Raw genomic sequence first — 25347 nt, 5'->3', positions numbered from 1 at the left:
ACCCCGGGCGGGGCCTCCTCACGCGAGGCCCAGCGCGAAGACCGTGAAGCCCGCCGCGAGCAGCCCGGTGGCCGCCCGGCGGGCCTTCGTCGCGCCCAGGGCGGTCCGCCCGGGGTTCTCGAAGACCCGGGTGTACTTCCCGATCACCACCAGCAGCACCGCGAACAGCGGGAGCCACGCCAGCCGGGCGGCGATCCACCCGAGGGTGACGGGCGCCTCGGTGAGCCCGGGGATCGTCCCGATGTACGAGGCGGGGACGGCGGCGGCGAGCATCGCGGTCTGGTGCCAGCACAGGATCGTCATGGCGGAGAGGTTGATGACGACGACGGGCGCCCACAGCGCGGGCCGCTTGAGGAGCTTCGCGATCCGGTCCCGCAGCAGGATCGCGGCGCCGCTCTGGGCGGCGGCCAGCGCGAGGACGAGCAGGGACGGCGGGTGCGAGTTGGTGCGGTCCTGGCCGGGCACGCCGACCATGGACGCCGGGTAGTGGAAGGCGAGGAGCAGCGCGGCGAACAGGACGGTGCCGCCGATCAGCAGGACGTACGCGGCGCGCTTGCCGAGCCGCTTCTCGCCCCAGGCGACGCCGAGCTGGTACGCGAACAGCCATCCCGGCAGCAGGTTCAGCAGGCTCAGCCAGGAGGGCATCGCGTCGGCGTACGGTCCGTACCGCAGGAAGTCGACGGCCGCGACGGTCCCGATGAGCGGGGCGGCCGACCAGGCGCCCGTCCGCCGGGCCGCCCGCACGCACAGCGGCGTGAGCGCGGTGATCACCGCGTACACCGCGACGAACCACAGCGGCTGCACGACGAGCTTCGCGCCGGTCCGCAGGGTGGCTTCGGGCACCCCGAGTCCGTACAGCAGGGGCACCATGAGCGCCCACACGGCGGTCACCCCGAGCACGGGCCGCCCCAGCCGCACCAGCCGTCCCTTGAGCCACTCGGCACTCGTTCCCGCGTGCCGCTTGTACGAGAGGACCGCCGCGTAGCCGCCCACGAGGAAGAAGATCCCCAGCATCTGGAGCACCCAGCTCAGCGGCGAGAGCCCGGAGAAGGTGCTGAGCGGGCTGGCGTTGTGCAGCGACCCGACGTCGGCGTCGACGGTGAAGCCGCCGAGCAGCCAGTGCCCGGTGGGCACGGCGAGCAGGGCCAGCGCCCGCAACCCGTCGACGGCCCGGTCCCGGTGGGCGGGCGTCCGCGCGTCGATCTTTCCCGCGATGGCGGCGAGGTTCATGAGGTTTCCTTCAGACTTCCGAGTGAACGAGAGCCCCCGTCAGGGGGGGCGGGGAACTGCGCGGGCGACCACGGCGCACCGGCGCGGTCGCATCCGGGGGGGAGCCCCGTCAGGGGCGCGAGGAACTGCGCGACCAGCCACGACGCACCCGCACGGGAACCGTGGGCGGCCGCGCGTCCGGTACGGGCGCCCGGCGCGGCACCGGACGGCGCCGAAAGCGGGCGACGAGGGCCCGAGTCGTCGCGTTCACAGCGCCCGCCCCTCGGCGATCGCCGCGAACGCCCGCAACGAGTCCGTCCCCGGCGCGAAGTACCCCGTGTGCCCCCGCGCCCCCCGCGCCTCCACCCGCCGCGCCCCGAAGCGGGCGTCCGCCGGGTCCGCCCCGTGCCCCAGCCCCAGCACCTCGACGTTCGGGACGCGCCCGATCCAGTCCGTGGGGTCCTTCGCCGCCCACACCCGCGCCGAGGTGCGCAGCTCGGCGGCCGAGTCCACCCGCATCCCCGGCGACGCGAACGCCACGATGTCCGCGGCGGCCAGCCGGGACGCGGCCAGCCCGCACACCACCGACCCGTAGCTGTGGCAGAACACCGCCGGGGCCGGCGCCCCCACCGCGGCCAGCCCGTCCGCGAACCGTGCCAGCCGGTCCGCCCCCGCCTCCGCGAGACCCCCGGTCGCCGCGTCGACGCCGACGCCGACCGGGGTGGTGTACCCGGCCCAGGCGACGACCGCCGTCCCGGCGCCGGTCTCGTCCCGCAGACTCCGCGCCATTCCGGCGGGCGTCCCGTACGGGTCCCTCCTGCGGTCGTACGTCCCCGCGTCGATGTCCGACCCGGGCACGATCACCGCGACGTGCCGGGCCCGCTCCAAGTCCCCGTACACCTCGGCCACTTGGCCACGGCCGCGCGGGTCGAAGGCGAGGATCTGCCGGCCCGGCCCGAGCAGCCGCCCGAAGCGCCCGTCGGCGGCGACGGCCGCCCGGTTCGCGGCGTACCGCAGGGCGACGGGAGCGCCGTCCAGGTTGCCGACGACCAGCGGGTGCCGCCGTACGAGCTCCGCCCGCCGCTCGGCGCTCAACCCCCGGAAGAACGCGGCCACCTGACGCGGTGTACTGGCAGCCGGGTCGATCAGCCCCTCACCGCGCCACGCGGCGGAGCCCGGGGGCGGTCCGGTGACGGGGGCCTGCGCGTCGGCGGAGACCCAGCCCGCGGTGCCCGCGACCGTCGTCGCGACGAGCGCGACGGCGGCGAGAGTCCTCCTGAATCGGTGCGACCGCTGCATGTCCCCGCCCCTTTCCGCACCTCGCGGCCCTTCCGCGGCGTGCTGACCCGACAGCCGGAAAGGTAGGAAAGAGGTGGGGCGCGCGGCGTCACACCAGGGAGCCAACTCGGGTGTGATACCGCAGTACTGGAGGTTTTCCGCAGGCGGGAGGGGGGTGCTGGCCCCACCCCGGGGCGTACGGTTCTCTCCCCCGACCGGTGGAGGCGCTGGGTACTCGCGATCGACGCGCCCGTCCCGCGCCGGGTGTGAAACTGCGCGGTATGACCAGGATCACACCTCCGGCCCGTCCCGGCTCCCGCCTTCTCCTCGTCTGGGCGGTCGTCCACGGGGCGTTCGCCGCCGGCTGCGCCCTCGCCGGGGTCCCTCTCCTCAGCCTGGGGCCGCACGAGGCCCCGGCCGCCTGCGACTGGGGCGCGGTCGCCGTCGCCGCCCTGGCCGCCGCCGCTCTTGCGGCCCGTCGCCGGCGGGGCGAGCGGCTCGCGGTCCGCCGCGCCCTGCTGATCGCCGCCGCGCTGTCACTCGTGTCGGGTTTCGGCCTTCTGATGGACGTCCTGATGCTGCTGACCGGCAGCCTCCCCGCCCGCCCGGCCGCCGCCGCACACCACGCCCTCGGTCTCATCGGGGCAGTGCTCCTGGGCGCCGACTCCCTTGGGCGGCGGCCTCGTTCGGGGCGCCACGCGCCCGCGGCCGCCGCCTCCTCCCGCGTCCACCTCGTCGCCGTCGTGGGCGCCGCGGCCTTCCTTCCGTACGCCACGATGAAGACGGTCTGGGCTCTCGGCGGAACCTTCGCCGGAATGTCCGGGGCCGAGGTGCTGGAGGTGTCGCGGCGCAACGGGGCCTCGGACGCGTGGCTGGCCCTGGAGTCCCGGGGCCTCGACCCGACCGCCTTGTTCGCCCTGCTCGGGGTGGTCCTGCTGTTCGGCCTGATACGTCCGTGGGGCCAGGTCTTCCCCCGGTGGACGGCGTTCCTCGCGGGCCGGCGGGTGCCGAGGTGGCTGCCCCTGGCCCCCGCCCTCCTCGGCGCGGCCACCCTGGTCCCGTACGGCCTGATCGGCAGCGGCTACCTGACCCTCGCCACCCTGGGCGTCCTCGACCTCCCCCCGGGCGACTTCCGCACCGGCGCAGACGCGCTCCTGGTGAGCTGGGCGGGCATGGGCGCCTTCGCCCCGTACGGTCTGGCCCTTGCCGTGGCGGCCCGCTCGTACTGGCGCAGGACCCGGCCCCTCCCCGTCACCCCACCCGCCCGCTGACCGGCGTCAGCCCGCGTCCCCCGGCGCCACGAGCCCCGACTCGTACGCGAAGATGACCGCCTGGGCCCGGTCCCGCAGGTCCAGCTTGGCCAGCACCCGGCCGATGTGGGTCTTCACCGTCTGCTCCGCCAGGATGAGCCGGTCCGCGATCTCCGAGTTGGACAGCCCCCGTGCGATCAGCTCCAGCACTTCGGTCTCGCGCGGGGTGAGGCCGTTGAGCCGCAGCGCGGGACTGGGCCGGGGGGCGGGCCGCTGGGCGGCGAACTCCGCGATCAGCCGCCGGGTCACCGACGGCGCGAGCAGCGCCTCCCCGGCCGCCACCACCCGTACCGCCGCGATCAGATCGGCCGGCGGGGCGTCCTTCAGCAGGAACCCGGAGGCCCCCGCCCGCAGCGCCTCGTACACGTAGTCGTCCACGTCGAAGGTGGTCAGCATCAGCACCTTCGGCCGGTGCTCCAGGCCCGGCGGCGGGTTCAGGATCTCCCGGGCGGCGGCCAGCCCGTCCATCTCCGGCATCCGCACGTCCATCAGCACCACGTCCGGGTGCGTCTGCCGGCTCACCGCCACGCCCTGCTTCCCGTCGGGGGCCTCGCCCACCACGTCGATGTCGGCCTGCGCCGCGAGCAGCGCGGCGAAGCCGGCCCGCACCATGGCCTGGTCGTCAACGATGATCACGCGAATGGTCATGGGGCAGGGGCGTCCTTCTCGTCGGGGAACGGAGGTCCGTCGGGACCCGGTGGTCTGTCCGGGGGCGCGGACCCGTCGGGCGGCTCGGGCTGCCCCGCCGGGGCCCCGGCCGCCGGCAGCGGCAGCCTCGCCGCCACCCGGAAACCGCCGTCCGGCAACGGTCCCGTGTCCAGCGTGCCCCCGGTCAACCGTACGCGTTCGCGCATCCCGACCAGTCCGTGCCCGCCCGCCCCCTTCGCCTCGACCCGCGAAACCGGGTCGGCCACCGGCCCGTTGACGACCAGCACCAGCAGGTCCGCCCCCTCCACGCGCACCGACACCCGCGTCTGTGCCCCCGGCGCGTGCCGCACCACGTTCGCCAGGGCCTCCTGCACGATGCGGTACGCCGACAGGTCCACCGCCTGCGGCACGGCGGGCTTGCCCGGACCCGCCGCCAGCTCCGCCGCCATCGACAACTCGGCCGGGACGCCCGCCCGCACCGCCGCCTCCACGAGCTGCTGGATCCTGTCCAGCCCCGGCTGCGGCGCCCGCTCGCCCTCGGCGCCCTCACTGCGCAGCACCACCAGCAGCCGCCGCATCTCGGTCAGCGACTCCCGCGCACTGGCCGCGATCGACGCGAACTCCTCCCGCGCCGCGTCCGGCAGCCCGCTGATCCGGTACGGCGCGGAATCCGCCTGCACCGTGATCATCGACATGTGATGGGCGACCACGTCGTGCAACTCCCGGGCGATCCGGGTGCGTTCCTCCAGGAGCGTGCGGTGGGCGCGCTCCGCGACGCTGATGGTCTCCTGTGCCACCAGAGCCCGCTGGGCCTCGCCGCGCTCGCGCAGCGCCCCGCCGATGATCAGCGCCGCCCCGCCGAGCACGATCGTCAGCACCTGGGTGCCGTCGCTGAGCTGCGGTTTGTACTGGCCGAGCGCCAGGCCCGTGACCACGGTGACCAGCCAGACGCCCACCAGGGCCGCCCGCCGCTCCCGTAGCCCCAGTCCGAACAGCAGGAACAGCATCCCGATGATCGTGGGCGCGGGCCACGGCCAGATCCCCCGCCCCGGATGCAGCGGCTCCACCAGGAACAGGGCCCCCGCCACCCCGGAGGGGAACACGATCCACCAGGCCTGGAGCGGCCGGTGGGCGATCATCAGCAGCGGCAGCGCCTGCCCCGCGCCGACCGCCCCCGCGATGCCGCCGGACAGCCCGTAGCTGTTCGTCAGCACCTGGATCGTGACCGGCAGCAGCACCGCCGTCAGGGTCAGCGCCACCGCGTACGGCAGCAGCCGCTGCCAGCGCTTGGGGGCGTCCGCCAGCAGCGGAGTGGCCGGATGCGAGGGATGCGTGAGCGCGTGCAGCATCTCCCGCAGCCGACGCCCGGCGGCGGCGAACAGCCCGTCGTGCCCGGCGGGCTGCTGCCCCGGGGCGGGGCCCGGCGCCCTCGGCGCGAAGGCGGGTCTCGGCGGGACGGAGGACGGGGGCTCGGGAGACGCTGTCGGTTCTTTCATGGCTCCCTCAGCGTAGGCAGCGCACCCGTTCTCCCACGTCATACCGGGGGTCGGAACGCGCCCTCATACCCTGGTACGAGACGCCGGCCGTTTTCGCCCCGGGCTCCTGCGGCCGGCCGCCTCCCGCCTCCACCCCCGCTCCTACAACTGGGCCAGCAGCTCCGCCTTCTTCGCCGTGAACTCCTCGTCCGTCACCAGCCCCGCCTGGTGCAGCTCGCCCAGGTGCCGGATGCGCTCCGCGATGTCCGCCGGGTCCCGGCGCCCCGCGCCCACCGCGTCCACCGCGACCCGGTCCAGGGCCGCGACCGCCGGAACCGTGCTCCGTACCGCGGCCAGAACGGACGCCGCGAACGGCAGCGACTCGTGCACCGGCCCGTACCCCAGCCCGAACACCACCGCCGCCGGGTCCTGGTCCGCCGGGCCGGCCGCCGCCCCGCCCGCGCCACCGGTCCCGCCCGCACCGCCGTCCGCCGCCCCGTCGCGCCGCAGCAGGCGCAGATGGCCGCCCGAGAGGTCGGGGGAGCGCCACTCGACCCCGCTCAGCGCGGCGACCGGGAAACTCTGGTCGCCCACCTTCCACTTGGCGGAGGACGCACCCGTCCAGAACCACCGGAACGTCACCTGCGTCCCGTCGAACCCGGCCTTGGCGTCGTACGCCTTGAACTGCGAGGGGCCCCCGGGCGGCGCCACCAGGAACCTGTCCGCGGGCTCGCCCTCCGACAGGCCCAGGGCGGCGCCCGCCGCGCGCACCCGCCCGCGCAGTTCGTCCGCGTAGTACTCCGCGAGCACCTCGCGCTCCGCCGGGAGCACCAGCCGGTAGGGGTCGCAGCCCTCCTTGAGCTGCCCCGCGGCGGCGTCCATCAGCGGGTCGGCGCCGGATCTGGGCACCGCGTGCAGCACCACCGTGCCGCGCTTGCCCGGGGTCAGCGTCACCTCGGCCAACGCCTCGTGCGGGATGCGCCGCTCACCGAGCGCGGAGAGCAGCTTCGGCGTACGTATCCCCCGTTCGAAGCGGATGAGCACGGAGTCGCTGTCGAACTCCCAGGTGGCATGAATTCCGGCCAGCACATCACCCATGCGGCTCATCGTATGCGGCGTCCGCCCGCTCGTCGCCCCTCGGCGGGACGCCCGATTTCCGGCCCGCCCCGCGCGCCGGACACCTCAGACCCCCACGCCGGACGCGGCGGGCCCCCCGGAACCTGCCGCGACCCCGTCCCGGCAGGACGTGCCGCCGTCCGCGCAGTCCACCTCCGCGTACGCCCCGACGCCGATCCGCGCGAAGTTGCCGATGCTGTCCGTCCCCGGCACGAAGTAGCCGGTGTGCCCGACGGCGGTCCGCGCCGACAGCACCCGCGCGCCGAACTCCGGCGACACCGGGTCGCTGCCGTGCCCGAGCCCGCCGAGCTCCAGGTGGGGGACGTCCGCGATCCAGTCGTCCGCGTCCCGCATCGCCCACACCCGTGCCTTCGACCCCAGGTCGGCGGCGGTGTCGGCGCGCATCCCGGGGCTGCCGGAGACCGCTATGTCGGTGACCCGCTCCGGCAGGCCGCGGGCCGCGAGCCCGCACACCACCGATCCGTAGCTGTGGCAGAACAGCGCCACCGGGGCGCGCCCCGGCAGCACCCCGGCCAGCGCGACCAGCCGTCGCGCGCCCGCCTCCGCGGGGGCGCCGACCATGGCGTCCATGCCGAGACCCGCGGGCGCGGTGTAGTCGGCCCAGGCGATCACGGCGACCTTCTTGTCCGGGTCCGCCCTGCGCTCCTCGTCGTACAGCGAGGAGGCCATGCCGACCGGCGAGGAGTAGCGCAGGAAGGTCCGCTCGAAGTTGACCACGTTGGTGTCGACGCCGGGCACCACCACCGAGATCCGCTCGGCCCGCTCCAGGTTCCCGAAGACCTCCGCGACCCGCCCGCCGCCGTCCGGGTCGAAGGCCAGCACCTGCCGCTGCTGGCGCAGCAGCGCCGCGAACCGGTGCATGCGCCGGTCGGCGTCCGCCTTGCCCGCGCGCGAGAGCCGGTTGTCGTGCATGCGGGCCGCCTCGGTGTCCCGGGCCGTGGCCAGGGCGTACCGGTTCGCGGCGTACCGCAGCGGCACGGGCGCCCCGTTGAGGTTGCCGACGACCAGCGGGTGCTCGCGGGCCAGCGCGTTCCGCCGCTCGGGGGTCAGCCCGTGGAAGAAGCCCGCCACCACGCCGGGCGCGCCCGTCGGGTCGGGGAGCCTGCGGCCGTCGAAGCTGCCGTGGCTCCAGGCCGTGAAGGCCTCCTTGAGCGACACGTGGTCGTCGCGCTGGTCGTGGAGGGCGGTCCAGCCGGTGATCGCGAGCATCACGAACACCACGGCCAGCGCGAGCAGCGCCCGCCACGCGGTCAGGGTGGGGGAGGAGTCGAAGGAAGTCACTGCGGGACACCCTAGGAGAATCCGCGCCACCCGTGTCCATTCCGTGATGCGGATCACGTTTCGATAAAGGTACTCAGGTCAGGGTGTGCGTACGGATGTTCTGGGCACTCGTACGGGTTCGGACGGACCGGCTTCTCCGGCCGATCACCGGTGTTTCTCGGCCACTTCACGGCCGACGGCGCCCGCGATCCGCTCAGTGCCAGTCCCCGCCCAGGGCGGGTTCCAGATGGTCCAGGCAGCGGGCCGTCATCTCCCGGATCGCCTCCAGGCTGGCGTCCTCCCGCCGCCCCCACATCCGTCCGGTCAGCCGCATCACACCGCCGAACGCGGCCACCGCGATCCGGGGCCTGAGGTCCGTGTCCACGTCGAGCCCCTCCCGCTCGGCGATGACCCGGGCGATCGCGTCCTCCAGCTCGGTGGAGCGCCGCAGGTGGACCGCCAGCAGGGCCGGGGTCGACTCGATCATCTGGTACGTCCGCATGTGCAGCTCGATCGGGACCACCGCCTCGATCGCCTCGCCCACCGACTCCCACGCCCAGGTCACGGCGTTGCGCAGCGCGGTGAGCGGATTCTCGTCGGCGGGCCGTTCGCGCACCGCCGCCAGGAAGCGGGCCTCCACCATCGAGACCACCGTGAAGGCGACCTCCTCCTTGGAGGCGAAGTAGCGGAAGAAGGTGCGCTGGGAGACCTCCACGGCGTCCGCGATCTCGTCCACGGTGGTGCGTTCGTACCCCTGCGTGGTGAACAGCTCCAGGGCCACGCGCAGCAGGGAGTTGCGGGTGCGCCGCTTCTTGCGCTCGCGCAGTCCGGTCGGCCGCGCCGGTTCCAGCCGCTCCGTCATCGCCCCGTCATCGTCCCGCCGTCGTTCCTGCGCCGCGCCCCGGCCCGCGCTCGGGAGGGCCTGATCCGAAGATTTCGCCTGCTCAGCTTACCTGTGAGCTACCTGACAGTTACCGGCTTGTGAATTGGTTCGTCAACTGTCAGTGGCTGTCACTAGCCTGGAAACATGACTGCACAGATCACGCTCGACAAGGTGCCGCCGGGCCCCGATCCCGTACCCCGACAGGCCAAGGGGCTTCGCGGCCACCCGTGGCTGACGCTCTTCGCCGTGGCGATCGGCGTGATGATGGTCGCCCTGGACGGCACGATCGTCGCGATCGCCAACCCGGCCATCCAGCACGACCTCAAGGCGTCCCTCGCCGACGTCCAGTGGATCACCAACGGCTATCTGCTCGCCCTCGCGGTCGCCCTGATCACCGCGGGCAAGCTCGGCGACCGCTTCGGCCACCGCCAGACCTTCCTCATAGGCATCGCGGGCTTCGCCGCGTCCTCCGCCGCGATCGGCTTCTCCACGGAGATCGGCCTGGTCATCGGCTTCCGCGTGCTCCAGGGCCTGTTCGGCGCGCTGCTCATGCCCGCCGCGCTCGGCCTGCTGCGCGCCACCTTCCCCGCCGAGAAGCTGAACATGGCGATCGGCATCTGGGGCATGGTCATCGGCGCGTCCACCGCCGGCGGCCCGATCGTCGGCGGACTGCTCGTCGAGCACGTCTCCTGGCAGTCGGTGTTCTTCATCAACGTGCCCGTCGGCGTGCTGGCCCTCGCCTTCGGCCTGCTCGTGCTGCGCGACCACCGCGCCCAGAACGCGCCGCGCTCCTTCGACATCCCGGGCATCGTGCTGCTCTCGGGCGCCATGGGCTCCCTCGTCTACGGCCTGATCAAGGCCGGTGAGTCCTGGGGCTGGGGCGGCGCCAACACCTGGCTGTGCGTGGGCGGTTCCGTCGTCCTGTTCGCCGTCTTCGCCCTCTGGGAGACCAAGGCCAAGGAACCGCTGATTCCGCTGGCCATGTTCCGCTCCGTGCCGCTGTCGGCCGGTGTGGTGCTCATGGTGCTGATGGCGTTCGCCTTCATGGGCGGCCTCTTCTTCGTGACCTTCTACCTCCAGGGCGTGCACGGGCTGAGCCCCGTCGACAGCGGGCTGCACCTGCTGCCGCTGACCGGCATGATGATCGTCGCCTCGCCCCTGGCGGGCGCCCTCATCACCAAGTTCGGCCCGCGCGTCCCGCTGGTCGGCGGCATGGTGTGCACCGCGACCGCCATGTTCGGCATGTCCCAGCTCGACATCGGCACCGGCACGCTGACCATGTCGCTGTGGTTCGGGCTGCTGGGCCTCGGCCTCGCGCCGGTCATGGTCGGCGCGACCGAGGTCATCGTCGGCAACGCCCCGCTGGAGCTCTCCGGCGTCGCGGGCGGCCTCCAGCAGGCCGGCATGCAGGTCGGCGGCGCACTGGGCACGGCCGTGCTCGGCGCGGTGATGTCCTCGCGGGTCAACGCCGAGTTCGCGGGCAACTGGAAGGACGCCGGACTGCCGGGCACGCCCCCGCCGGGCCTGGAGCAGGCCGCCGAGTTCGGCATGGTGCCCGCCGAGGCGGCCAAGGCCCCGGGCATGACGCCGGAGGGGTTCAAGGCCGTCACCTCCGTCATCCACGACACGTTCGTGTCGGGCATGGGCTTCGCCTTCACCATCGCGGGCGGCGTCGCCGCCGTCGCGGCCCTGGTCGCCTTCCTCACCAAGCGCGGTGCGAACGCGGACGCGGCAGGCGGCGGCGTCCACATCTGAGCGGCGGCCCCCGCCCTGCCCTCCGGACGCGTCAATCCCGCGCCCGCACAGCCCCGCCGGAAGGGTTCCGGCGGGGCTGCCGCCTATCCGGGTGATCCGCCGTCCCGCCCCTTCCGTACCGCTGTTTCCGCAGGTCACAGTGCTGGCACACGGTCCGGGCAGACAGGCTCGGACCGTACGGGAAGCCATGACCGTACGCCATCCGGGGGGATCCTCATGAAGCTGTTCGCCACCGCACCACTCGCCGCCGCCACCACCCTGGCCGCCGCCGCGCTCGCGGCCACCGCCCTGTTCCCGGCGACGGCCCGGTCCGCCCCCGCCGGCGTCCAGCTCGGCAGTTGCGCCGCCGGGGAGCTCTGCCTCTGGCAGAAGCCCGACTTCCAGGGCAAGCGGTACGCCCACGAGCTGTCCGGCACCGACGTCGAGAGCTGCGTCGCGCTGCCCCCGGGCACCGGTGCGCAGGCCGTCGCCAACCGCACCGGCCGCCCCGTCACCACGTACCAGTCGGCGGAGTGCGCCGAGACCGGCGAGTTCGACACGTACCCCGGGAAGGGGAGCTGGGTGCCGCAATCGCCCTACCGGGTGAGGGCGTTCAAGATCTGGGAGAGCTGACGCCGCTCCGGGCGGGGATCTCGGGGACCTCTGGGGCCTCGGTGGCCTCGGGGCCCTCGGCGGCCGCGGGCCGCTCGGCGCCCAGCCGCCGCACCTCCGCCCGCAGCTCCTTGATCTCCAGCGAGAGCGCTTCGAGGAGCGCCGTCTGCCGGCGCTCCTCGGCGTCGTCCCGCTCGAAGCGGGAGATGAACCAGGCCGCGATGTTCGCCGTCACCACACCGAGCAGCGCGATCCCCGACAGCATCAGGCCCACCGCCAGCACCCGGCCGAGGCCGGTGGTGGGGGAGTGGTCCCCGTAGCCGACCGTGGTCATCGTGGTGAAGGACCACCACACGGCGTCACCCAGCGTCTTGATGTTCCCGCCCGGCGCGTCCCGCTCGACCTCCAGGACGGCCAGCGAGCCGAACATCAGGAGCCCCACCACCGACCCGCCCACGTACGCGGTCAGCGTCACCTGCGGGGCCATCCGCGCCCGCCGCCCCACCAGCAGCAGCGTCGAGACCAGCCGCAGCAGGGTGAGCGGCCGCGCCAGCGGCAGCAGCACCGCGAGCAGGTCCAGCGGATGGCTGCGCACGAAGAGCCACTTCGCGGGGGCGAGCGCCAGCCGCACCAGGTAGTCCAGCGCGAACGCGGCCCACACCGTCCATTCCGCCCAGGTGCACGCCCGCAGCACCCCGCGCGGGGCGTCCGGGGCGACGATCGGGACGGCGTACGCGAGGGCGAACGCGAGCGCCAGGCCCAGCAGCGGCGTCTGGGTGCGCCGCTCCCACCGGACCTGGGCGGTCTGTTGCTTCATGCCCGGCATCGTAGGACGCGCGAAGGCGGTGGGAACCCGAGGGCTCCCACCGCCTTCACCGCGTCCGGGGCGCTACGCGTCGCCGCCCGCGGCGCCCGGGTCGGCCGCCGTCACGTCGAGCAGCCGGTAGCGGTCCACCGCCTGCTTCAGCGCCGAGCGGTCGACCTTGCCCTGCTTGGCGAGCTCGGAGAGCGTCGCCAGGACGATCGACTGCGCGTCGATGTGGAAGTAGCGACGGGCCGCGCCCCGGGTGTCGGCGAAGCCGAAGCCGTCCGCGCCGAGCGAGGTGTACGGACCCGGCACCCAGCGCGAGATCTGGTCCGGAACCGAACGCATCCAGTCGGAGACCGCCACGAACGGTCCCTCGGCGTCTTCGAGCTTGCGCGTCACATAGGGCACGCGCACCTCTTCCTCGGGGTGCAGGAGGTTGTGCTCCTCGCACTCCACGGCCTCGCGCCGCAGCTCGTTCCAGCTCGTCGCGGACCAGACGTCGGCCTTGACGTCCCACTCGTCGGCGAGGATCTGCTGCGCCTCGACCGCCCACGGAACCGCCACGCCGGACGCCATGATCTGCGCCGGAAGGGAGCCCTTGGTGCCGGACTTGAAGCGGTAGATGCCCTTGAGGATGCCGTCGGCGTCCACGTTCTCGGGCTCGGCCGGGTGCTGGATCGGCTCGTTGTAGACGGTCAGGTAGTAGAAGACGTCCTCGTTCTCCTCGGGCGTCCCGCCGTACATCCGCCTCAGGCCGTCCTGCACGATGTGCGCGATCTCGTACCCGAAGGCCGGGTCGTACGACACGCAGCCCGGGTTGGTCGAGGCCAGGAGCTGCGAGTGGCCGTCCGCGTGCTGGAGGCCCTCACCGGTCAGGGTCGTACGACCGGCGGTCGCACCCAGTACGAAACCGCGCGCGAGCTGGTCGGCCATCTGCCAGAACTGGTCACCGGTGCGCTGGAAACCGAACATCGAGTAGAAGACGTACACCGGGATCAGCGGCTCGCCGTGCGTGGCGTACGCCGAGCCCGCGGCGATCAGCGAGGCCGTGCAGCCCGCCTCGGAGATGCCGTCGTGCAGCATCTGGCCGGTCGGCGACTCCTTGTACGCGAGCAGCAGCTCCCGGTCCACCGACTCGTACTGCTGGCCGAGCGGGTTGTAGATCTTCGCACTCGGGAAGAACGCGTCCATGCCGAAGGTGCGGTACTCGTCGGGCGCGATCAGCACGAACCGCTTGCCGATCTCCTTGTCCCGCATGAGGTCCTTGAGCACCCGGACGAACGCCATGGTCGTGGCGATCGACTGCGAGCCGGAACCCTTCTTCGCAGCCGCGTACGTCTTGTCCTCGGGCAGCGGGAGCGCCTTGGCCCGCACCACGCGCGAGGGCACGTAACCGCCGAGGCTCTTGCGGCGGTCGTGCATGTACTGGATCTCTTCGGAGTCGCGGCCCGGGTGGTAGTACGGCGGCGCGCCGCTCTCCAGGTCCTTGTCCGCGATCGGGATGTGCAGCCGGTCGCGGAAGCGCTTGAGGTCCTCGGCGGTCAGCTTCTTCATCTGGTGGGTCGCGTTGCGGCCCTCGAAGTTCGGGCCGAGCGTCCAGCCCTTGACCGTCTGCGCGAGGATCACCGTCGGCTGGCCCTTGTGCGCCTTGGCCGCCGCGTAGGCCGCGTAGACCTTCTTGTGGTCGTGGCCGCCGCGTCCCAGGTGCAGGATCTGCTCGTCCGACATGTCCTTGACCATGTCGCGCAGCCGCTGGTCGTCGCCGAAGAAGTGCTCGCGGATGTACGCGCCGGTCTCGGTGGCGTACGTCTGGAACTGGCCGTCCGGGGTCGTGTTGAGCTTGTTGACCAGGATGCCGGTGCGGTCCTGCGCCAGCAGCGGGTCCCAGGAACGGTCCCAGACCAGCTTGATGACGTTCCAGCCGGCGCCCCGGAACTGCGACTCCAGCTCCTGGATGACCTTGCCGTTGCCGCGCACCGGGCCGTCGAGGCGCTGGAGGTTGCAGTTGACGACGAAGGTCAGGTTGTCCAGGCCCTCGCGGGCGGCGATGGACAACTGGCCCAGCGACTCGGGCTCGTCCATCTCGCCGTCGCCCAGGTAGGCCCAGACGTGGGACTTCGAGGTGTCGGCGATGCCGCGCGCCTCCATGTACCGGTTCATCCGGGCCTGGTAGATCGCGCCCAGCGGGCCCAGGCCCATCGAGACGGTCGGGAACTCCCAGAAGTCCGGCATCAGCCGCGGATGGGGGTACGAGGACAGGCCGTTCGGGAACTTCGACTTCTCCTGGCGGAACGCGTCGAGCTGCGTCTCGGTCAGCCGGTCCAGGAGGTACGCGCGGGCGTAGATGCCGGGGGACGCGTGCCCCTGGAAGAAGATCTGGTCGCCGCCGTCGCCCTCGTCCTTGCCCCGGAAGAAGTGGTTGAAGCCCACGTCGTACAGCGAGGCGGAGGACGCGAAGGTGGCGATGTGGCCGCCGACCCCGATGCCCGGGCGCTGCGCCCGGGAGACCATCACGGCCGCGTTCCAGCGGGTCGCGTTGAGGACCTTGCGCTCGATCTCCTCGTCGCCGGGGAAGAACGGCTCGTCCTTGGTGGCGATCGTGTTCACGTAGTCCGTGCTGCGCATCTCGGGCACGGCCACGCGCTTCTCACGGGCGCGTTCGATCAGGCGGAGCATCAGGTAGCGGGCGCGCTCGCGGCCCCGCTCGTCGACGGCCGCGTCAAGCGAGTCGAGCCATTCCCGGGTCTCCTCGGGATCGAAATCCGGGACCTGGCTCGGCAGGCCACCAATGATGATCGGGTTGCGATCGGTTCCGGAAGCCACGCTGTTCCTTCACTGGTAGGGAAAAGACCTGGTGCGCACAACGCGCGAAGTCTGCGCTGACTGTGCGGGTGCACTGACTGTGCTGGGTGCACCGACTGTGCTGGGCGCACTGGCGGTGCTGGGTGCACTGACTGTGCTGTGTGTCCTGTCAACGGGGGCGTCGCGCCGCAACCATCGTGTACCCAGGGGACGTAAACGTCATCTCTACCGATTGGTAACCGGGGGTTCCGGAGGGCGTGGACCGACCGTCCGGCCGGGGCCCGTCCGCGGCGTCGGTCGATTCGCAACCTTACGCGCACCGCGATCACGCGTTCCCGGAGAGCGTTCACCCCCGTCGGAGGCGCCGAAGCCGCAGAATGTGCCAAAGCGTTCCTTATGGTGTGGGATGAATCACTGCACGGGCCCGCGGAGCCGTCAGGAGTTGCGGCGGGGCCGTCCCATCCGTCACCGTTTCGGCGGTCCGGACGGCCGGGTACTTGCGCGATCGGTCCCGCCCGTGTGGACTACGGCCAATGCCGCGCACGCGCGCGGCACCGAACGCATCGCTGAAAAAGCACTTCCCGAAAAAAGATCAGGAGGCAATCCGTGAGCGCGACCGCGGACCACGCGGAGGAGCGGACCAACCCTGCCGCGAGGCTGGGTTTCCAGCCCGAGCAGGTGGTCCAGGAGATCGGCTTCGACGACGATGTCGATCAGGAGCTCCGCGAAGCCATCGAGGAGATCATCGGCGGCGAACTCGTCGACGAGGACTACGACGACGTGGCTGACGCCGTCGTCCTGTGGTTCAGGGACGAGGACGGCGACCTGACGGACGCGTTGGTGGACGCCACGCAGCTCGTCGACGACGGTGGCACCGTCTGGCTGATGACTCCGAAGACCGGCCGTGACGGCTATGTCGAACCGAGCGACATCAACGAAGCCGCACAGACCGCCGGTCTTTCCCAGACCAAGAGCGTCAACGCGGGCAAGGACTGGACGGGCAGCCGTCTGGTCTCGCCGAAGGCGGCGAAGTCCGGCAAGCGGTAACGGCCGGAAACACCTCAGGCAGCACCGAAGGACCCCCGTCGACGCAGGTCGGCGGGGGTCCTTTGCGTACGCTGGCGGCAGCTTCACCGCATCGGCCCAACGAAAGGCAGCGCATCCCCATGGCGATCGAGACGGGCGTGCAGGCCCCCGACTTCACGCTCAAGGACAACCACGGCCGCACCGTGCGGCTGTCCGACTTCCGGGGCCGGAAGAACGTCGTGCTGCTCTTCTACCCCTTCGCCTTCACCGGCGTGTGCACCGGCGAGCTGTGCGCCCTGCGCGACGAGCTGCCGGCCTTCCAGAACGACGACGTGCAGCTCCTGGCGGTCTCCAACGACTCCATCCACACCCTGCGCGTCTTCGCCGACCAGGAGGGTCTGGAGTATCCGCTGCTGTCCGACTTCTGGCCGCACGGCAACGTCTCGCGCGCCTACGGCGTCTTCGACGAGGAGAAGGGCTGCGCGGTGCGCGGCACCTTCATCATCGACAAGGAGGGCACGGTCCGCTGGACCGTCGTCAACGGCCTCCCCGACGCTCGTGACCTGAACGAGTACGTCAAGGCCCTCGACACGCTCTGATCCGCGCGACAGCCTGGGGTCCCGGACGGATTTCCGGGTTCCGGCAATCTCCGGGACCACAGGAATTCGGGACTTAAGTCCTGCCGTGACGGGAACCGGTCACTAGGATCAGCACGTTGATCCGTATGCCAAGCACTACGGGGGCAGGGCCTCTCCTGAGCCCCTCGACACACTTTGGAGGACTCGTGGGAGTCAGCCTCAGCAAGGGCGGAAACGTCTCGCTGACCAAGGCCGCCCCGAACCTGACCGCGGTCATCGTCGGTCTGGGCTGGGACGCGCGCACCACCACCGGCGGTGACTTCGACCTCGACGCCAGCGCGCTGCTGACGAACGACGCCGGCAAGGTCACCAACGACTCGAACTTCGTCTTCTTCAACAACCTGAAGAGCCCCGACGGCTCCGTCGAGCACACCGGTGACAACCTCACCGGTGAGGGCGAGGGCGACGACGAGGTCATCAAGGTGAACCTGGCCGGTGTCCCGGCCGACGTCGCCAAGATCGTCTTCCCGGTCTCGATCTACGAGGCCGAGTCCCGCCAGCAGAGCTTCGGCCAGGTCCGCAACGCGTACATCCGCGTCGTGAACCAGGCCGACAACACCGAGCTGGCGCGCTACGACCTCAGCGAGGACGCCTCGACCGAGACGGCCATGGTCTTCGGCGAGCTCTACCGCAACGGCGCCGAGTGGAAGTTCCGCGCCATCGGCCAGGGTTACGCCTCGGGCCTGCGCGGCATCGCGCAGGACTTCGGCGTCAACGTCTGAGCCGAGCAGCAGCACTCCCGTCGTCCGGCGCCGTACTTCTCCAGTGCGGCGCCGGACGCGCAGGGCCGTAGTTCCGTTACCGCGGGGAGGAAGAAAAGATCATGGGCGTCACGCTCGCCAAGGGAGGCAATGTCTCCCTCTCCAAAGCCGCTCCGAACCTCACCAAGGTGCTGGTCGGGCTCGGCTGGGACGCACGTTCCACCACCGGGGCCGACTTCGACCTGGACGCCAGCGCACTGCTGTGCCGGGACGGCCGGGTGCTCGGCGACGAGTACTTCGTCTTCTACAACAACCTGACCAGCCCCGAGGGCTCCGTCGAGCACACCGGCGACAACCTCACCGGCGAGGGCGACGGCGACGACGAGTCGCTGATCATCGACCTCTCCCAGGTCCCGATGAGCGTCGACAAGATCGTCTTTCCGGTCTCGATCCACGACGCCGACAACCGCGGCCAGACCTTCGGCCAGGTCAGCAACGCCTTCATCCGCGTGGTGAACCAGGCGGACGGCCAGGAACTGGCCCGCTACGACCTCAGCGAGGACGCCTCCAGCGAGACCGCGATGATCTTCGGTGAGGTCTACCGGTACGGCGGAGAGTGGAAGTTCCGTGCCGTTGGGCAGGGGTACGCGTCCGGACTGCGGGGCATCGCTCTAGACTTCGGGGTCAACGTTTCGTAAAGCCCCGCTCCCAGCGGGGGAGAGCACTACTCAATGATGGGGTAGCCAGTGGTTCTGAAAACCTTCGGCTGGTCGTTCGCGGTGACCGCGCTCGGCCTGGTCGCGGCGGTTCTCTACGGGGGGTGGACCGGCTTCGGAATCGTGGCGATCCTGTCCATCCTGGAGATCTCGCTGTCCTTCGACAACGCGGTGGTCAACGCCGGGATCCTGAAGAAGATGAATGCCTTCTGGCAGAAGATCTTCCTCACCATCGGCATCCTGATCGCCGTGTTCGGCATGCGCCTGGTCTTCCCTGTCGTCATCGTGGCCATCAGCGCCAAGATCGGGCCCATCGAGGCCGTCGATCTGGCGATGACCGACAAGGACATGTACAAGCAGCTGGTGACCGACGCCCACCCGTCGATCGCCGCCTTCGGTGGCATGTTCCTGCTGATGATCTTCCTGGACTTCATCTTCGAGGACCGGGACATCAAGTGGCTCGCCTGGCTGGAGCGTCCGCTCGCGAAGCTCGGCAAGGTCGACATGCTGTCGGTCTGCATCGCGCTGATCGTCCTGCTGATCACGTCGATGACCTTCGCGGTCAACGCCCACCAGCACGGCGGCACGCACGTCAACAAGGCCGAGACCGTACTGATCTCGGGCATCGCCGGTCTGATCACCTACCTGATCGTCGGCGGTCTCTCCGGGCACTTCGAGAACAAGCTCGAAGAGGAGGAGGAGCGCGAGCACGAGGCCGAGGAAGAGGCGAAGCGCACCGGCAGGAAGAACACCGGCATGGCCCTGGCGGGCAAGGCCGCGTTCTTCATGTTCCTCTACCTGGAGGTCCTGGACGCGTCGTTCTCCTTCGACGGCGTCATCGGCGCCTTCGCCGTCACCAACGACATCGTCCTGATGGCGCTGGGCCTGGGCATCGGCGCGATGTACGTACGTTCGCTGACGGTCTACCTGGTCCGCCAGGGCACCCTGGACGACTACGTCTACCTGGAGCACGGCGCGCACTACGCGATCGGCGCCCTCGCCGTGATCCTGCTCGTCACGATCCAGTACGAGATCCACGAGGTCATCACCGGCTCCGTGGGCGTCATCCTGATCGCCTGGTCCTTCATCTCCTCGGTCCGCCGCAACAAGCGGATCGCGGCCGAGGAAGCGGCGGGCGGAGCGAATCTGAAGAAGGAAGTCTCCGGGGTCTGATTCAGGACCCCCGGTTCCGGCCCGCTCGCGGGTGTGACCCGGAGAAGATTGAGGAACGCTCCCAACGGGGCGGCCGCAGGGCGACACCGCCCCCGTGGCCGCCCCGTTGGGCGTGTCCGGCAGGGGCGGGGAGCGACAGAGGTGGGGGTGGGGGCCGATGGCCTTCTGGGACAGGATTCGTGACAGCCTCGGCGGCTGGCGGGGGAGTTCGGCGCGGTTCGACTCCGGCAGCGCCTCGACCAACTCCATCGAGCTGACCAAACGGCATCCCACGGTCTCGCTCGGCAAACAGGGCGCCGACACCGGCAGCCTGCGCGTCAACCTCTCCTGGCGGATGCGCACCTCCGACATCGGCGGCCGGCAGCGGCACGACGGGAACTTCCTGAGCCGCCCGCTGAAGTTCTTCCAGCCCGAGGCCGTCCAGGCGCACACCCAGGGCGTCGTCAACGTCGACCTGGACCTCGGCTGCCTCTACGAGCTCAAGGACGGCAGCAAGGGCGTCGTACAGCCCCTCGGCGGCTTCTTCGGCGACATGAACGAGCCGCCGTACGTCAAGCTCAGCGGCGACGACCGGTTCGGCGCGCCCTCCGGTGAGACGGTCTTCATCAACCTCGACCACCGCGAGGAGATCAAGCGGCTGCTGGTCTTCGTCTACATCTACGACCAGACCCCCGCCTTCGACCGCACCCACGCCGTCGTCACGCTCTACCCCAGCAACGGCCCCCGGATCGAGATCGCCCTCGACGAGCGCGCCCCGCAGGCACGTTCCTGCGCCGTTTTCACCATCGAGAACGGCAAGGAGGGGCTGACGGTCCGCCGCGAGGTGAAGTTCGTCTACGGATTCCAGGCCGAGCTGGACCGCCTGTACGGCTGGGGCCTCCAGTGGGGCCGCGGGTACAAGACCAAGGCCTGAGGCCTTCCGCGGCACCGCGCGGCGTCGGCGCCGCCCGGCCCGCGAACCGGATGTCGCGGCCGGGCGGCCCGCACGCGCCTCGGGAGCGGTCAGCCCCGGATGAACTGCGGCCCCATCGGCGGCAGCCGGAAGTTCGGGTCGGGGGCGTGGGCGGCGGCGGCCGCGGGCTGCGGGTAGCCGTAGGCGGGCTGGTTCGACGCGGGCTGCGGGTAGCCGTACGCGGGCCGGCTCTGCGGCGGGGGAGGGGCCGCGTGCGGGTAGCCGTAGGCGGGCTGCGCGGGCGGCTGCGGGTACGGCCGGCCGGGGGCCGCGGTCGGCGGCACGGCCTGGGTGGCGGGCTCCTGGGCGGGCACCGGGGGCGGGGGCGCGCTCGCGGGGGAGGCGGGGGCCGGAGGGCCGGACGCCGCCGCCGGGCCGGCCGCCGCGGCCGGGGGCGCGTCGGGGGCCTCGCTCTCGTCGACCGAGACGCCGAACTGGGTGGCCAGGCCCACCAGCCCGGTCGGGTAGCCCTGGCCCACCGCGCGGAACTTCCAGCCCTCCCCGCGCCGGTAGACCTCCCCGCAGATCACGGCGGTCTCCTCGCCGGTCTCCGGCTTCACGTCGAACATCGCGAGCGGCTCGGCGCCGGCCGCGGCCGCGTCGTACAGCAGGATCCGCAGGTCGCGCACGTGCGCGAAGGTGGCGCCCTCGAAGGCCTCCAGGTCCAGCGAGGCGGCGATCACCACCCGGTCGACCGTGCGGTCCAGGGAGGTGAGGTCCGCGACGATCGTGTCGGTCGAGCCCTCGGGCACCCGCTTCATCGGCAGCTTGCGCACGAAGCCCGAGGGGTGGCGTACGTAGTTGTAGAAGACGAAGTCCTCGTCGCTGCGCACACGCCCGTCGGCGCCCACCACCAGGGCCGAGGCGTCCACGTTGGGGATGCCGGGCCCGGGGGTCCACCGGAGCACGGCCCTCACGGCCGTGGCGTCGAGAGGTACGTTCGCGCCCTTCAGCATGGCGTGCGTCATGCCGGTCATCCTGCCTCGCCGCGGCCGGTGCGGACAACGTGGGGGGCCGTTCCCGTACGGTCGGGGGTTGGGCCGCGACCTGCGGGTTACCTGGAGTTCACACAAGGGGGGAACCACGGTCACCCGCCCCTACGTACTATTACCGGCCACATGTCCGACGATCCACACGCCAGCTCGGGGGTACTCACATGCGTCATTTCGGGCATATCCCTGCTGCGGTACGGGCTGAACTCTTCCACCGGGAGCCCGTCCGCTTCGACGCGGACTCCCCGGCGCCGCTGCTCGCCGCCGCCCTCGGCGCGACCCTCTACAGCCCGGCGACCCGCCCCCGGCTCGCGGACGACATCCTCAAGCAGGCCGGGCGCGGCGTGGTCTCCATGGTGCTGTGCCTGGAGGATTCGATCGCCGACGACGACGTCGAGGCCGCCGAGGCCAACCTCGTGAGCCAGCTCGCCGACCTCGCCGGGCGCGGCGCGCAGACCCCGCTGCTCTTCGTCCGGGTGCGCGAACCGGCCCAGGTGCCGGACCTGGTGCACCGGCTCGGCGACGCCGTACGGCTGCTGTCCGGATTCGTACTCCCGAAGTTCACCGAGGAACGCGGGGTTCCGTTCCTGGAGGCGCTCACCGACGCCGAGGCGGCGAGCGGGCGCAGACTCTTCGCGATGCCCGTCCTGGAGTCCCCGGAGCTCCTGCACCTGGAGACCCGCACCGAGACCCTCGCCGGTATCGCCCGCACCGTCGACAAGTACCGCGACCGGGTGCTCGCGCTGCGGCTCGGCGTCACCGACTTCTGCTCCGCGTACGGTCTGCGCCGCGCGCCCGACATGACGGCGTACGACGTCCAGATCGTGGCCTCCGTCATCGGCGACGTGGTGAACGCGCTCGGCCGCTCCGACGGCACCGGCTTCACCATCACCGGGCCGGTGTGGGAGTACTTCAAGGTCCAGGAGCGGATGTTCAAGCCGCAACTGCGGCGCAGCCCCTTCCTGGAGGGGCGGGCGGAGGAGCTGCGCACCGCGCTCATCGCCCACGACCTCGACGGGCTGCTGCGCGAGATCGGCCTGGACCGGGCCAACGGACTCCAGGGCAAGACCTGCATCCACCCCTCGCACGTCCTGCCGGTGCACGCGCTCTCGGTGGTCAGCCACGAGGAGTACGGCGACGCCCGGGACATCCTGCGCCCCGAGCGGGACGGCGGCGGAGTCATGCGCTCCGCCTACACGAACAAGATGAACGAGGTGAAGCCGCACCGCGCCTGGGCGGAGCGGACCCTGCTGCGGGCCGAGGTGTTCGGCGTGGCGGGGGCGGACGTGGGCTTCGTGGAACTGCTGGCGGCGGGGCTCGCCGGGCTCGCGGGGCGGCAGGAATGACGGTAAGGGGCACGGTGTGAGCAGCGGAAGAAGCGGAAGAGGGAACGACGACGTGGTGTGGTCGGGCAGGTGGGTCGCGGAGCGGCTGGGCGTGGAACTGGTCTCCCCGGAACGGGAGACCGGGCCGGACTCCGTGGGTGCGCGCGCCCCCGAGCCGCTGCACGGCCTCCTCGGGCTCGCCCTGCGGCGCAACCCCAAGCGAGCGCACCTGCTCGTCTCGAACGTGCTCGGCAAGCACGTACCGCAGCGGCCGTCCCTCGTGCACGGGGCCGGGGTGGCCCTGGGCCGCGAGGTGCGGGCCCTGCTGGGCGACGCGGAGGCCGCCCGGGCGGTCGTCCTCGGCTACGCGGAGACCGCCACCGGCCTCGGCCACTCGGTCGCCGACGGCCTGGCGCTCGCCCCCTGCCTGCACTCCACCCGCCGCCCGGTCGCCGGGGTCGCCACGGCGGGCGGTTTCGAGGAGTCCCACTCCCACGCCACCTCGCACCTGCTGCTGCCCGCCGATCCGGAACTGCTCGCCGGGGACGGGCCCCTGGTCCTCGTCGACGACGAGTTCTCCACCGGCAACACCGTCCTCAACACCATCCGCGACCTGCACGCCCGCCACCCGCGTACGCGGTACGTCGTCGTCGCCCTGGTCGACATGCGCACCCCGGCGGACCGGGCCCGCCTGGCGGACTTCGCGCGGGAGACCGGCGCCCGGGTCGACCTGGTCGCCCGCGCCTCGGGCACGGTCCGGCTGCCGGACGGCGTGCTGGAGAAGGGGCAGCGACTGGTCGCCGAGGAGGAGGCGCGCGGCGCCCGGGAGCGGAGCCGGCACCGGGGCGCTGGTTCCGCCGTTCCCGCCGCTCCCGCCGCCCGCGTGGACCTGGGCTGGCCCGCGGGCCTGCCCGACGGCGGACGGCACGGCTTCACGCCCGGACACCGCCGGACACTGGAGGCGGCCCTCCCGGGCATGGCGGCACGGGTCGCGGACGCGCTCGGGGACGCGCCCGGACGCGTGCTGGTCCTGGGCTTCGAGGAGCTGATGTACGCGCCGCTGCGGATCGCCACGGCGCTCCAGGAGACGGGCGTCGACGTCCGGTACTCCACCACCACCCGCTCCCCGGTGCTGGCCGTCGACGACCCCGGCTACGCGATCCGCACCCGGCTGGTCTTCCCCGCGCACGACGACCCCGCCGACGGCCCCGGCGAGCGCTACGCCTACAACGTCGCGGGCGCGGGCTTCGACACCGTGCTCGTGGTCGTCGACTCGACGGCCGACACCGCCGAACTCCACGGCCCCGACGGGCTGTTGGCGACGCTGGCCCCGCACGCGGGACGCGTCCTGCTGGCGGTCGTCCCGTCGTACGTCCCCCCGGGCGTCCCGTCCGCGCCCGGGGCCGACGCCGTGCCCGGCGCGGGTGTGTGCTCCGCGACCGTTCCCCGTCCCTCCGTCCAGGAGAACTCCGTGCTGCCCGAGCCACTGCGTGGTCCCGCCTTCTCCTCCTACGCGCCCGACGAGGTCGGCTGGCTGCTCCGGGACCTCTCCGACGTCTCCTTGGAGGCCCCCACCGAGGAGCGCGAGGAGGCCATCCAGGCGGGCGGCGCGCACTACGCGGAGTCGCTGCCGGTCGAGTACCAGCCGACCGAGGAGTACCAGGAGCTGTTCCGGGCCGCGCTGGAGGAGTCGGCGGGGCGGATCGCGCGGGCCGTCGGCGTCGTCACCGAGACCGTGCTCGCCGAGCGCTCCCCGCGTCCCGTACTGGTCTCGCTGGCCCGCGCGGGCACTCCCGTCGGCGTCCTCATGCGCCGCTGGGCGCAGCACCGGCACGGCCTGGACCTGCCGCACTACGCCGTGTCCATCGTCCGGGGCCGGGGCATCGACGCCAACGCCCTGCGCTGGCTGGCCGCCCACCACGACCCCGCCGACGTCGTCTTCGTCGACGGCTGGACCGGCAAGGGCGCCATCACCCGCGAACTCGCCGCCGCCGTCGAGGAGTTCCACACGGCCGCCGGCCTCGAAAGCGGCCCGGGCGGTTTCGACCCGGAGATCGCGGTCCTCGCCGACCCCGGTTCCTGCGTCCGCACCTACGGCACCCGCGAGGACTTCCTCATCCCCTCCGCCTGCCTCAACTCGACCGTGTCCGGCCTGATCTCGCGCACCGTCCTGCGCGCCGACCTGGTCGGCCCGAACGACTTCCACGGCGGCAAGTTCTACCGCGAGCTGGCCGGCTCCGACGTGTCCAACGACTTCCTGGACGCGGTCACCGCCCGCTTCGCCGACGTCACCGAGGACGCCGTCGCCGAGGCCAAGGTCCTCCAGGGCCAGGACCGCGCCCCCACCTGGGAGGGCTGGGCCGCCGTCACGCGGATCAGCGAGGAGTACGGCATCCACGACGTGAACCTGGTCAAGCCGGGCGTCGGCGAGACCACCCGGGTCCTGCTGCGCCGGGTCCCCTGGAAGATCCTCGCCCGGCGCGGCGCCGGGGCCGACCTCCGGCACATCCGCCTCCTCGCCGAGCAGCGCGGGGTGCCCGTGGAGGAGGTCGACGGCCTCCCGTACACCTGCGTGGGCCTGATCCATCCCCGCTACACCCGGGGCGCGACGGGCGCCGACGGCACGGCGGTGACCGCCAAGTGACCGGTTCCGCACCGGTGCTGGTCG

At 72.1% G+C, this 25347-nt stretch carries 21 protein-coding genes; 11 read left to right on the top strand and 10 right to left on the bottom strand.

Annotated elements, in window-relative coordinates; genetic code table 11:
- Positions 1 to 18: 18 nt before the first annotated feature.
- Positions 19 to 1230, bottom strand: a complete 1212-nt coding sequence (locus ACZ56L_RS13640) for an acyltransferase family protein (protein WP_345223218.1) — start codon at positions 1228 to 1230, stop codon at positions 19 to 21.
- A gap of 246 nt (positions 1231 to 1476) precedes the next feature.
- Positions 1477 to 2508, bottom strand: coding sequence for an alpha/beta hydrolase (locus ACZ56L_RS13635; RefSeq protein WP_471063980.1), 1032 nt, complete (start codon positions 2506 to 2508; stop codon positions 1477 to 1479).
- Positions 2509 to 2768: 260 nt separating this feature from the next.
- Here ACZ56L_RS13635 and ACZ56L_RS13630 point away from each other — a divergent pair, with 260 nt between their 5' ends.
- On the top strand, positions 2769 to 3758 hold the full coding sequence (locus ACZ56L_RS13630) for a hypothetical protein (RefSeq protein ID WP_468685941.1): 990 nt from the start codon (positions 2769 to 2771) through the stop codon (positions 3756 to 3758).
- A gap of 6 nt (positions 3759 to 3764) precedes the next feature.
- On the opposite strand, the gene ACZ56L_RS13625 is transcribed toward ACZ56L_RS13630, so the two are convergent.
- The 5 genes from ACZ56L_RS13625 to ACZ56L_RS13605 form a co-directional block, all read right to left on the bottom strand.
- On the bottom strand, positions 3765 to 4445 hold the full coding sequence (locus ACZ56L_RS13625) for a response regulator transcription factor (protein ID WP_345223224.1): 681 nt from the start codon (positions 4443 to 4445) through the stop codon (positions 3765 to 3767).
- Complete coding sequence (locus tag ACZ56L_RS13620) at positions 4442 to 5941, bottom strand: sensor histidine kinase (RefSeq protein ID WP_401757236.1); 1500 nt, start codon at positions 5939 to 5941, stop codon at positions 4442 to 4444. Before ACZ56L_RS13620 ends, ACZ56L_RS13625 begins: the two co-directional genes overlap by 4 nt.
- Positions 5942 to 6082: 141 nt before the next feature.
- The gene (locus ACZ56L_RS13615; protein WP_468685937.1) at positions 6083 to 7018 is read right to left on the bottom strand and encodes a DUF4429 domain-containing protein; all 936 of its coding nucleotides are present in this window, start codon (positions 7016 to 7018) and stop codon (positions 6083 to 6085) included.
- 84 nt (positions 7019 to 7102) lie between these two features.
- Positions 7103 to 8338, bottom strand: a complete 1236-nt coding sequence (locus ACZ56L_RS13610) for an alpha/beta hydrolase (RefSeq protein WP_471063977.1) — start codon at positions 8336 to 8338, stop codon at positions 7103 to 7105.
- Between the two features lie 193 nt (positions 8339 to 8531).
- Entirely contained in the window at positions 8532 to 9179 is a 648-nt protein-coding gene (locus ACZ56L_RS13605) for a TetR family transcriptional regulator (protein ID WP_471063975.1), read from the bottom strand.
- A gap of 165 nt (positions 9180 to 9344) precedes the next feature.
- Between ACZ56L_RS13605 and ACZ56L_RS13600 the strand changes: the two genes are divergently transcribed.
- Together ACZ56L_RS13600 and ACZ56L_RS13595 are read left to right on the top strand one after the other, a co-directional pair.
- A complete protein-coding gene (locus ACZ56L_RS13600; protein WP_471063973.1) occupies positions 9345 to 10955 on the top strand; it encodes an MFS transporter in 1611 nt (536 codons plus the stop codon).
- Between the two features lie 216 nt (positions 10956 to 11171).
- Positions 11172 to 11567: a peptidase inhibitor family I36 protein gene (locus ACZ56L_RS13595; RefSeq protein WP_401757246.1), complete on the top strand. Its 396-nt coding sequence runs from the start codon at positions 11172 to 11174 to the stop codon at positions 11565 to 11567.
- Here the strand turns inward: ACZ56L_RS13595 and ACZ56L_RS13590 are convergent.
- Positions 11548 to 12372, bottom strand: a complete 825-nt coding sequence (locus ACZ56L_RS13590; RefSeq protein WP_471063971.1) for a potassium channel family protein — start codon at positions 12370 to 12372, stop codon at positions 11548 to 11550. The two genes, ACZ56L_RS13595 and ACZ56L_RS13590, sit on opposite strands and share 20 nt — an antisense overlap.
- A gap of 63 nt (positions 12373 to 12435) precedes the next feature.
- On the bottom strand, positions 12436 to 15177 hold the full coding sequence (gene aceE, locus ACZ56L_RS13585) for a pyruvate dehydrogenase (acetyl-transferring), homodimeric type (protein ID WP_345223243.1): 2742 nt from the start codon (positions 15175 to 15177) through the stop codon (positions 12436 to 12438).
- A 585-nt stretch (positions 15178 to 15762) separates the two neighbouring features.
- Between aceE and ACZ56L_RS13580 the strand changes: the two genes are divergently transcribed.
- From ACZ56L_RS13580 to ACZ56L_RS13555, 6 genes are all read left to right on the top strand, one after another.
- Positions 15763 to 16203, top strand: coding sequence for a DUF3052 domain-containing protein (locus ACZ56L_RS13580; RefSeq protein ID WP_345223246.1), 441 nt, complete (start codon positions 15763 to 15765; stop codon positions 16201 to 16203).
- A gap of 119 nt (positions 16204 to 16322) precedes the next feature.
- Positions 16323 to 16781 carry a peroxiredoxin gene (locus ACZ56L_RS13575; RefSeq protein ID WP_345223247.1) on the top strand — a complete coding sequence of 153 codons (459 nt, stop codon included), beginning with the start codon at positions 16323 to 16325 and terminating at the stop codon, positions 16779 to 16781.
- Positions 16782 to 16966: 185 nt separating this feature from the next.
- The gene (locus ACZ56L_RS13570; RefSeq protein ID WP_345223249.1) at positions 16967 to 17542 is read left to right on the top strand and encodes a TerD family protein; all 576 of its coding nucleotides are present in this window, start codon (positions 16967 to 16969) and stop codon (positions 17540 to 17542) included.
- 101 nt (positions 17543 to 17643) lie between these two features.
- Complete coding sequence (locus tag ACZ56L_RS13565) at positions 17644 to 18219, top strand: TerD family protein (protein ID WP_345223250.1); 576 nt, start codon at positions 17644 to 17646, stop codon at positions 18217 to 18219.
- 48 nt (positions 18220 to 18267) lie between these two features.
- On the top strand, positions 18268 to 19410 hold the full coding sequence (locus ACZ56L_RS13560) for a DUF475 domain-containing protein (RefSeq protein ID WP_345223252.1): 1143 nt from the start codon (positions 18268 to 18270) through the stop codon (positions 19408 to 19410).
- A 157-nt stretch (positions 19411 to 19567) separates the two neighbouring features.
- Positions 19568 to 20323 carry a TerD family protein gene (locus ACZ56L_RS13555; RefSeq protein ID WP_471063968.1) on the top strand — a complete coding sequence of 252 codons (756 nt, stop codon included), beginning with the start codon at positions 19568 to 19570 and terminating at the stop codon, positions 20321 to 20323.
- Between the two features lie 89 nt (positions 20324 to 20412).
- Here ACZ56L_RS13555 and ACZ56L_RS13550 read toward each other — a convergent pair whose 3' ends face one another.
- Complete coding sequence (locus tag ACZ56L_RS13550; protein WP_471063966.1) at positions 20413 to 21330, bottom strand: TerD family protein; 918 nt, start codon at positions 21328 to 21330, stop codon at positions 20413 to 20415.
- A 188-nt stretch (positions 21331 to 21518) separates the two neighbouring features.
- Between ACZ56L_RS13550 and ACZ56L_RS13545 the strand changes: the two genes are divergently transcribed.
- A complete protein-coding gene (locus tag ACZ56L_RS13545; RefSeq protein ID WP_345223256.1) occupies positions 21519 to 22700 on the top strand; it encodes an HpcH/HpaI aldolase/citrate lyase family protein in 1182 nt (393 codons plus the stop codon).
- A 16-nt stretch (positions 22701 to 22716) separates the two neighbouring features.
- Positions 22717 to 25323 carry a phosphoribosyltransferase gene (locus ACZ56L_RS13540; RefSeq protein ID WP_471063964.1) on the top strand — a complete coding sequence of 869 codons (2607 nt, stop codon included), beginning with the start codon at positions 22717 to 22719 and terminating at the stop codon, positions 25321 to 25323.
- Positions 25324 to 25347 lie beyond the last annotated feature (24 nt).

Source organism: Streptomyces sp. NPDC039736 (genome assembly GCF_055596485.1).
The sequence above is the reverse complement of the archived record's forward strand: the minus strand, read 5'-3'. Positions and strand labels throughout refer to the sequence as shown.

Coding starts and splice junctions, on each gene's coding strand:
- ACZ56L_RS13640 (WP_345223218.1), bottom strand. CDS start 1,230: ATGAACCTCGCCGCCATCGCGGGAAAGATCGACGCGCGGACGCCCGCC.
- ACZ56L_RS13635 (WP_471063980.1), bottom strand. CDS start 2,508: ATGCAGCGGTCGCACCGATTCAGGAGGACTCTCGCCGCCGTCGCGCTC.
- ACZ56L_RS13630 (WP_468685941.1), top strand. CDS start 2,769: ATGACCAGGATCACACCTCCGGCCCGTCCCGGCTCCCGCCTTCTCCTC.
- ACZ56L_RS13625 (WP_345223224.1), bottom strand. CDS start 4,445: ATGACCATTCGCGTGATCATCGTTGACGACCAGGCCATGGTGCGGGCC.
- ACZ56L_RS13620 (WP_401757236.1), bottom strand. CDS start 5,941: ATGAAAGAACCGACAGCGTCTCCCGAGCCCCCGTCCTCCGTCCCGCCG.
- ACZ56L_RS13615 (WP_468685937.1), bottom strand. CDS start 7,018: ATGGGTGATGTGCTGGCCGGAATTCATGCCACCTGGGAGTTCGACAGC.
- ACZ56L_RS13605 (WP_471063975.1), bottom strand. CDS start 9,179: ATGACGGAGCGGCTGGAACCGGCGCGGCCGACCGGACTGCGCGAGCGC.
- ACZ56L_RS13600 (WP_471063973.1), top strand. CDS start 9,345: ATGACTGCACAGATCACGCTCGACAAGGTGCCGCCGGGCCCCGATCCC.
- ACZ56L_RS13595 (WP_401757246.1), top strand. CDS start 11,172: ATGAAGCTGTTCGCCACCGCACCACTCGCCGCCGCCACCACCCTGGCC.
- ACZ56L_RS13590 (WP_471063971.1), bottom strand. CDS start 12,372: ATGCCGGGCATGAAGCAACAGACCGCCCAGGTCCGGTGGGAGCGGCGC.
- ACZ56L_RS13575 (WP_345223247.1), top strand. CDS start 16,323: ATGGCGATCGAGACGGGCGTGCAGGCCCCCGACTTCACGCTCAAGGAC.
- ACZ56L_RS13565 (WP_345223250.1), top strand. CDS start 17,644: ATGGGCGTCACGCTCGCCAAGGGAGGCAATGTCTCCCTCTCCAAAGCC.
- ACZ56L_RS13555 (WP_471063968.1), top strand. CDS start 19,568: ATGGCCTTCTGGGACAGGATTCGTGACAGCCTCGGCGGCTGGCGGGGG.
- ACZ56L_RS13550 (WP_471063966.1), bottom strand. CDS start 21,330: ATGACGCACGCCATGCTGAAGGGCGCGAACGTACCTCTCGACGCCACG.
- ACZ56L_RS13545 (WP_345223256.1), top strand. CDS start 21,519: ATGCGTCATTTCGGGCATATCCCTGCTGCGGTACGGGCTGAACTCTTC.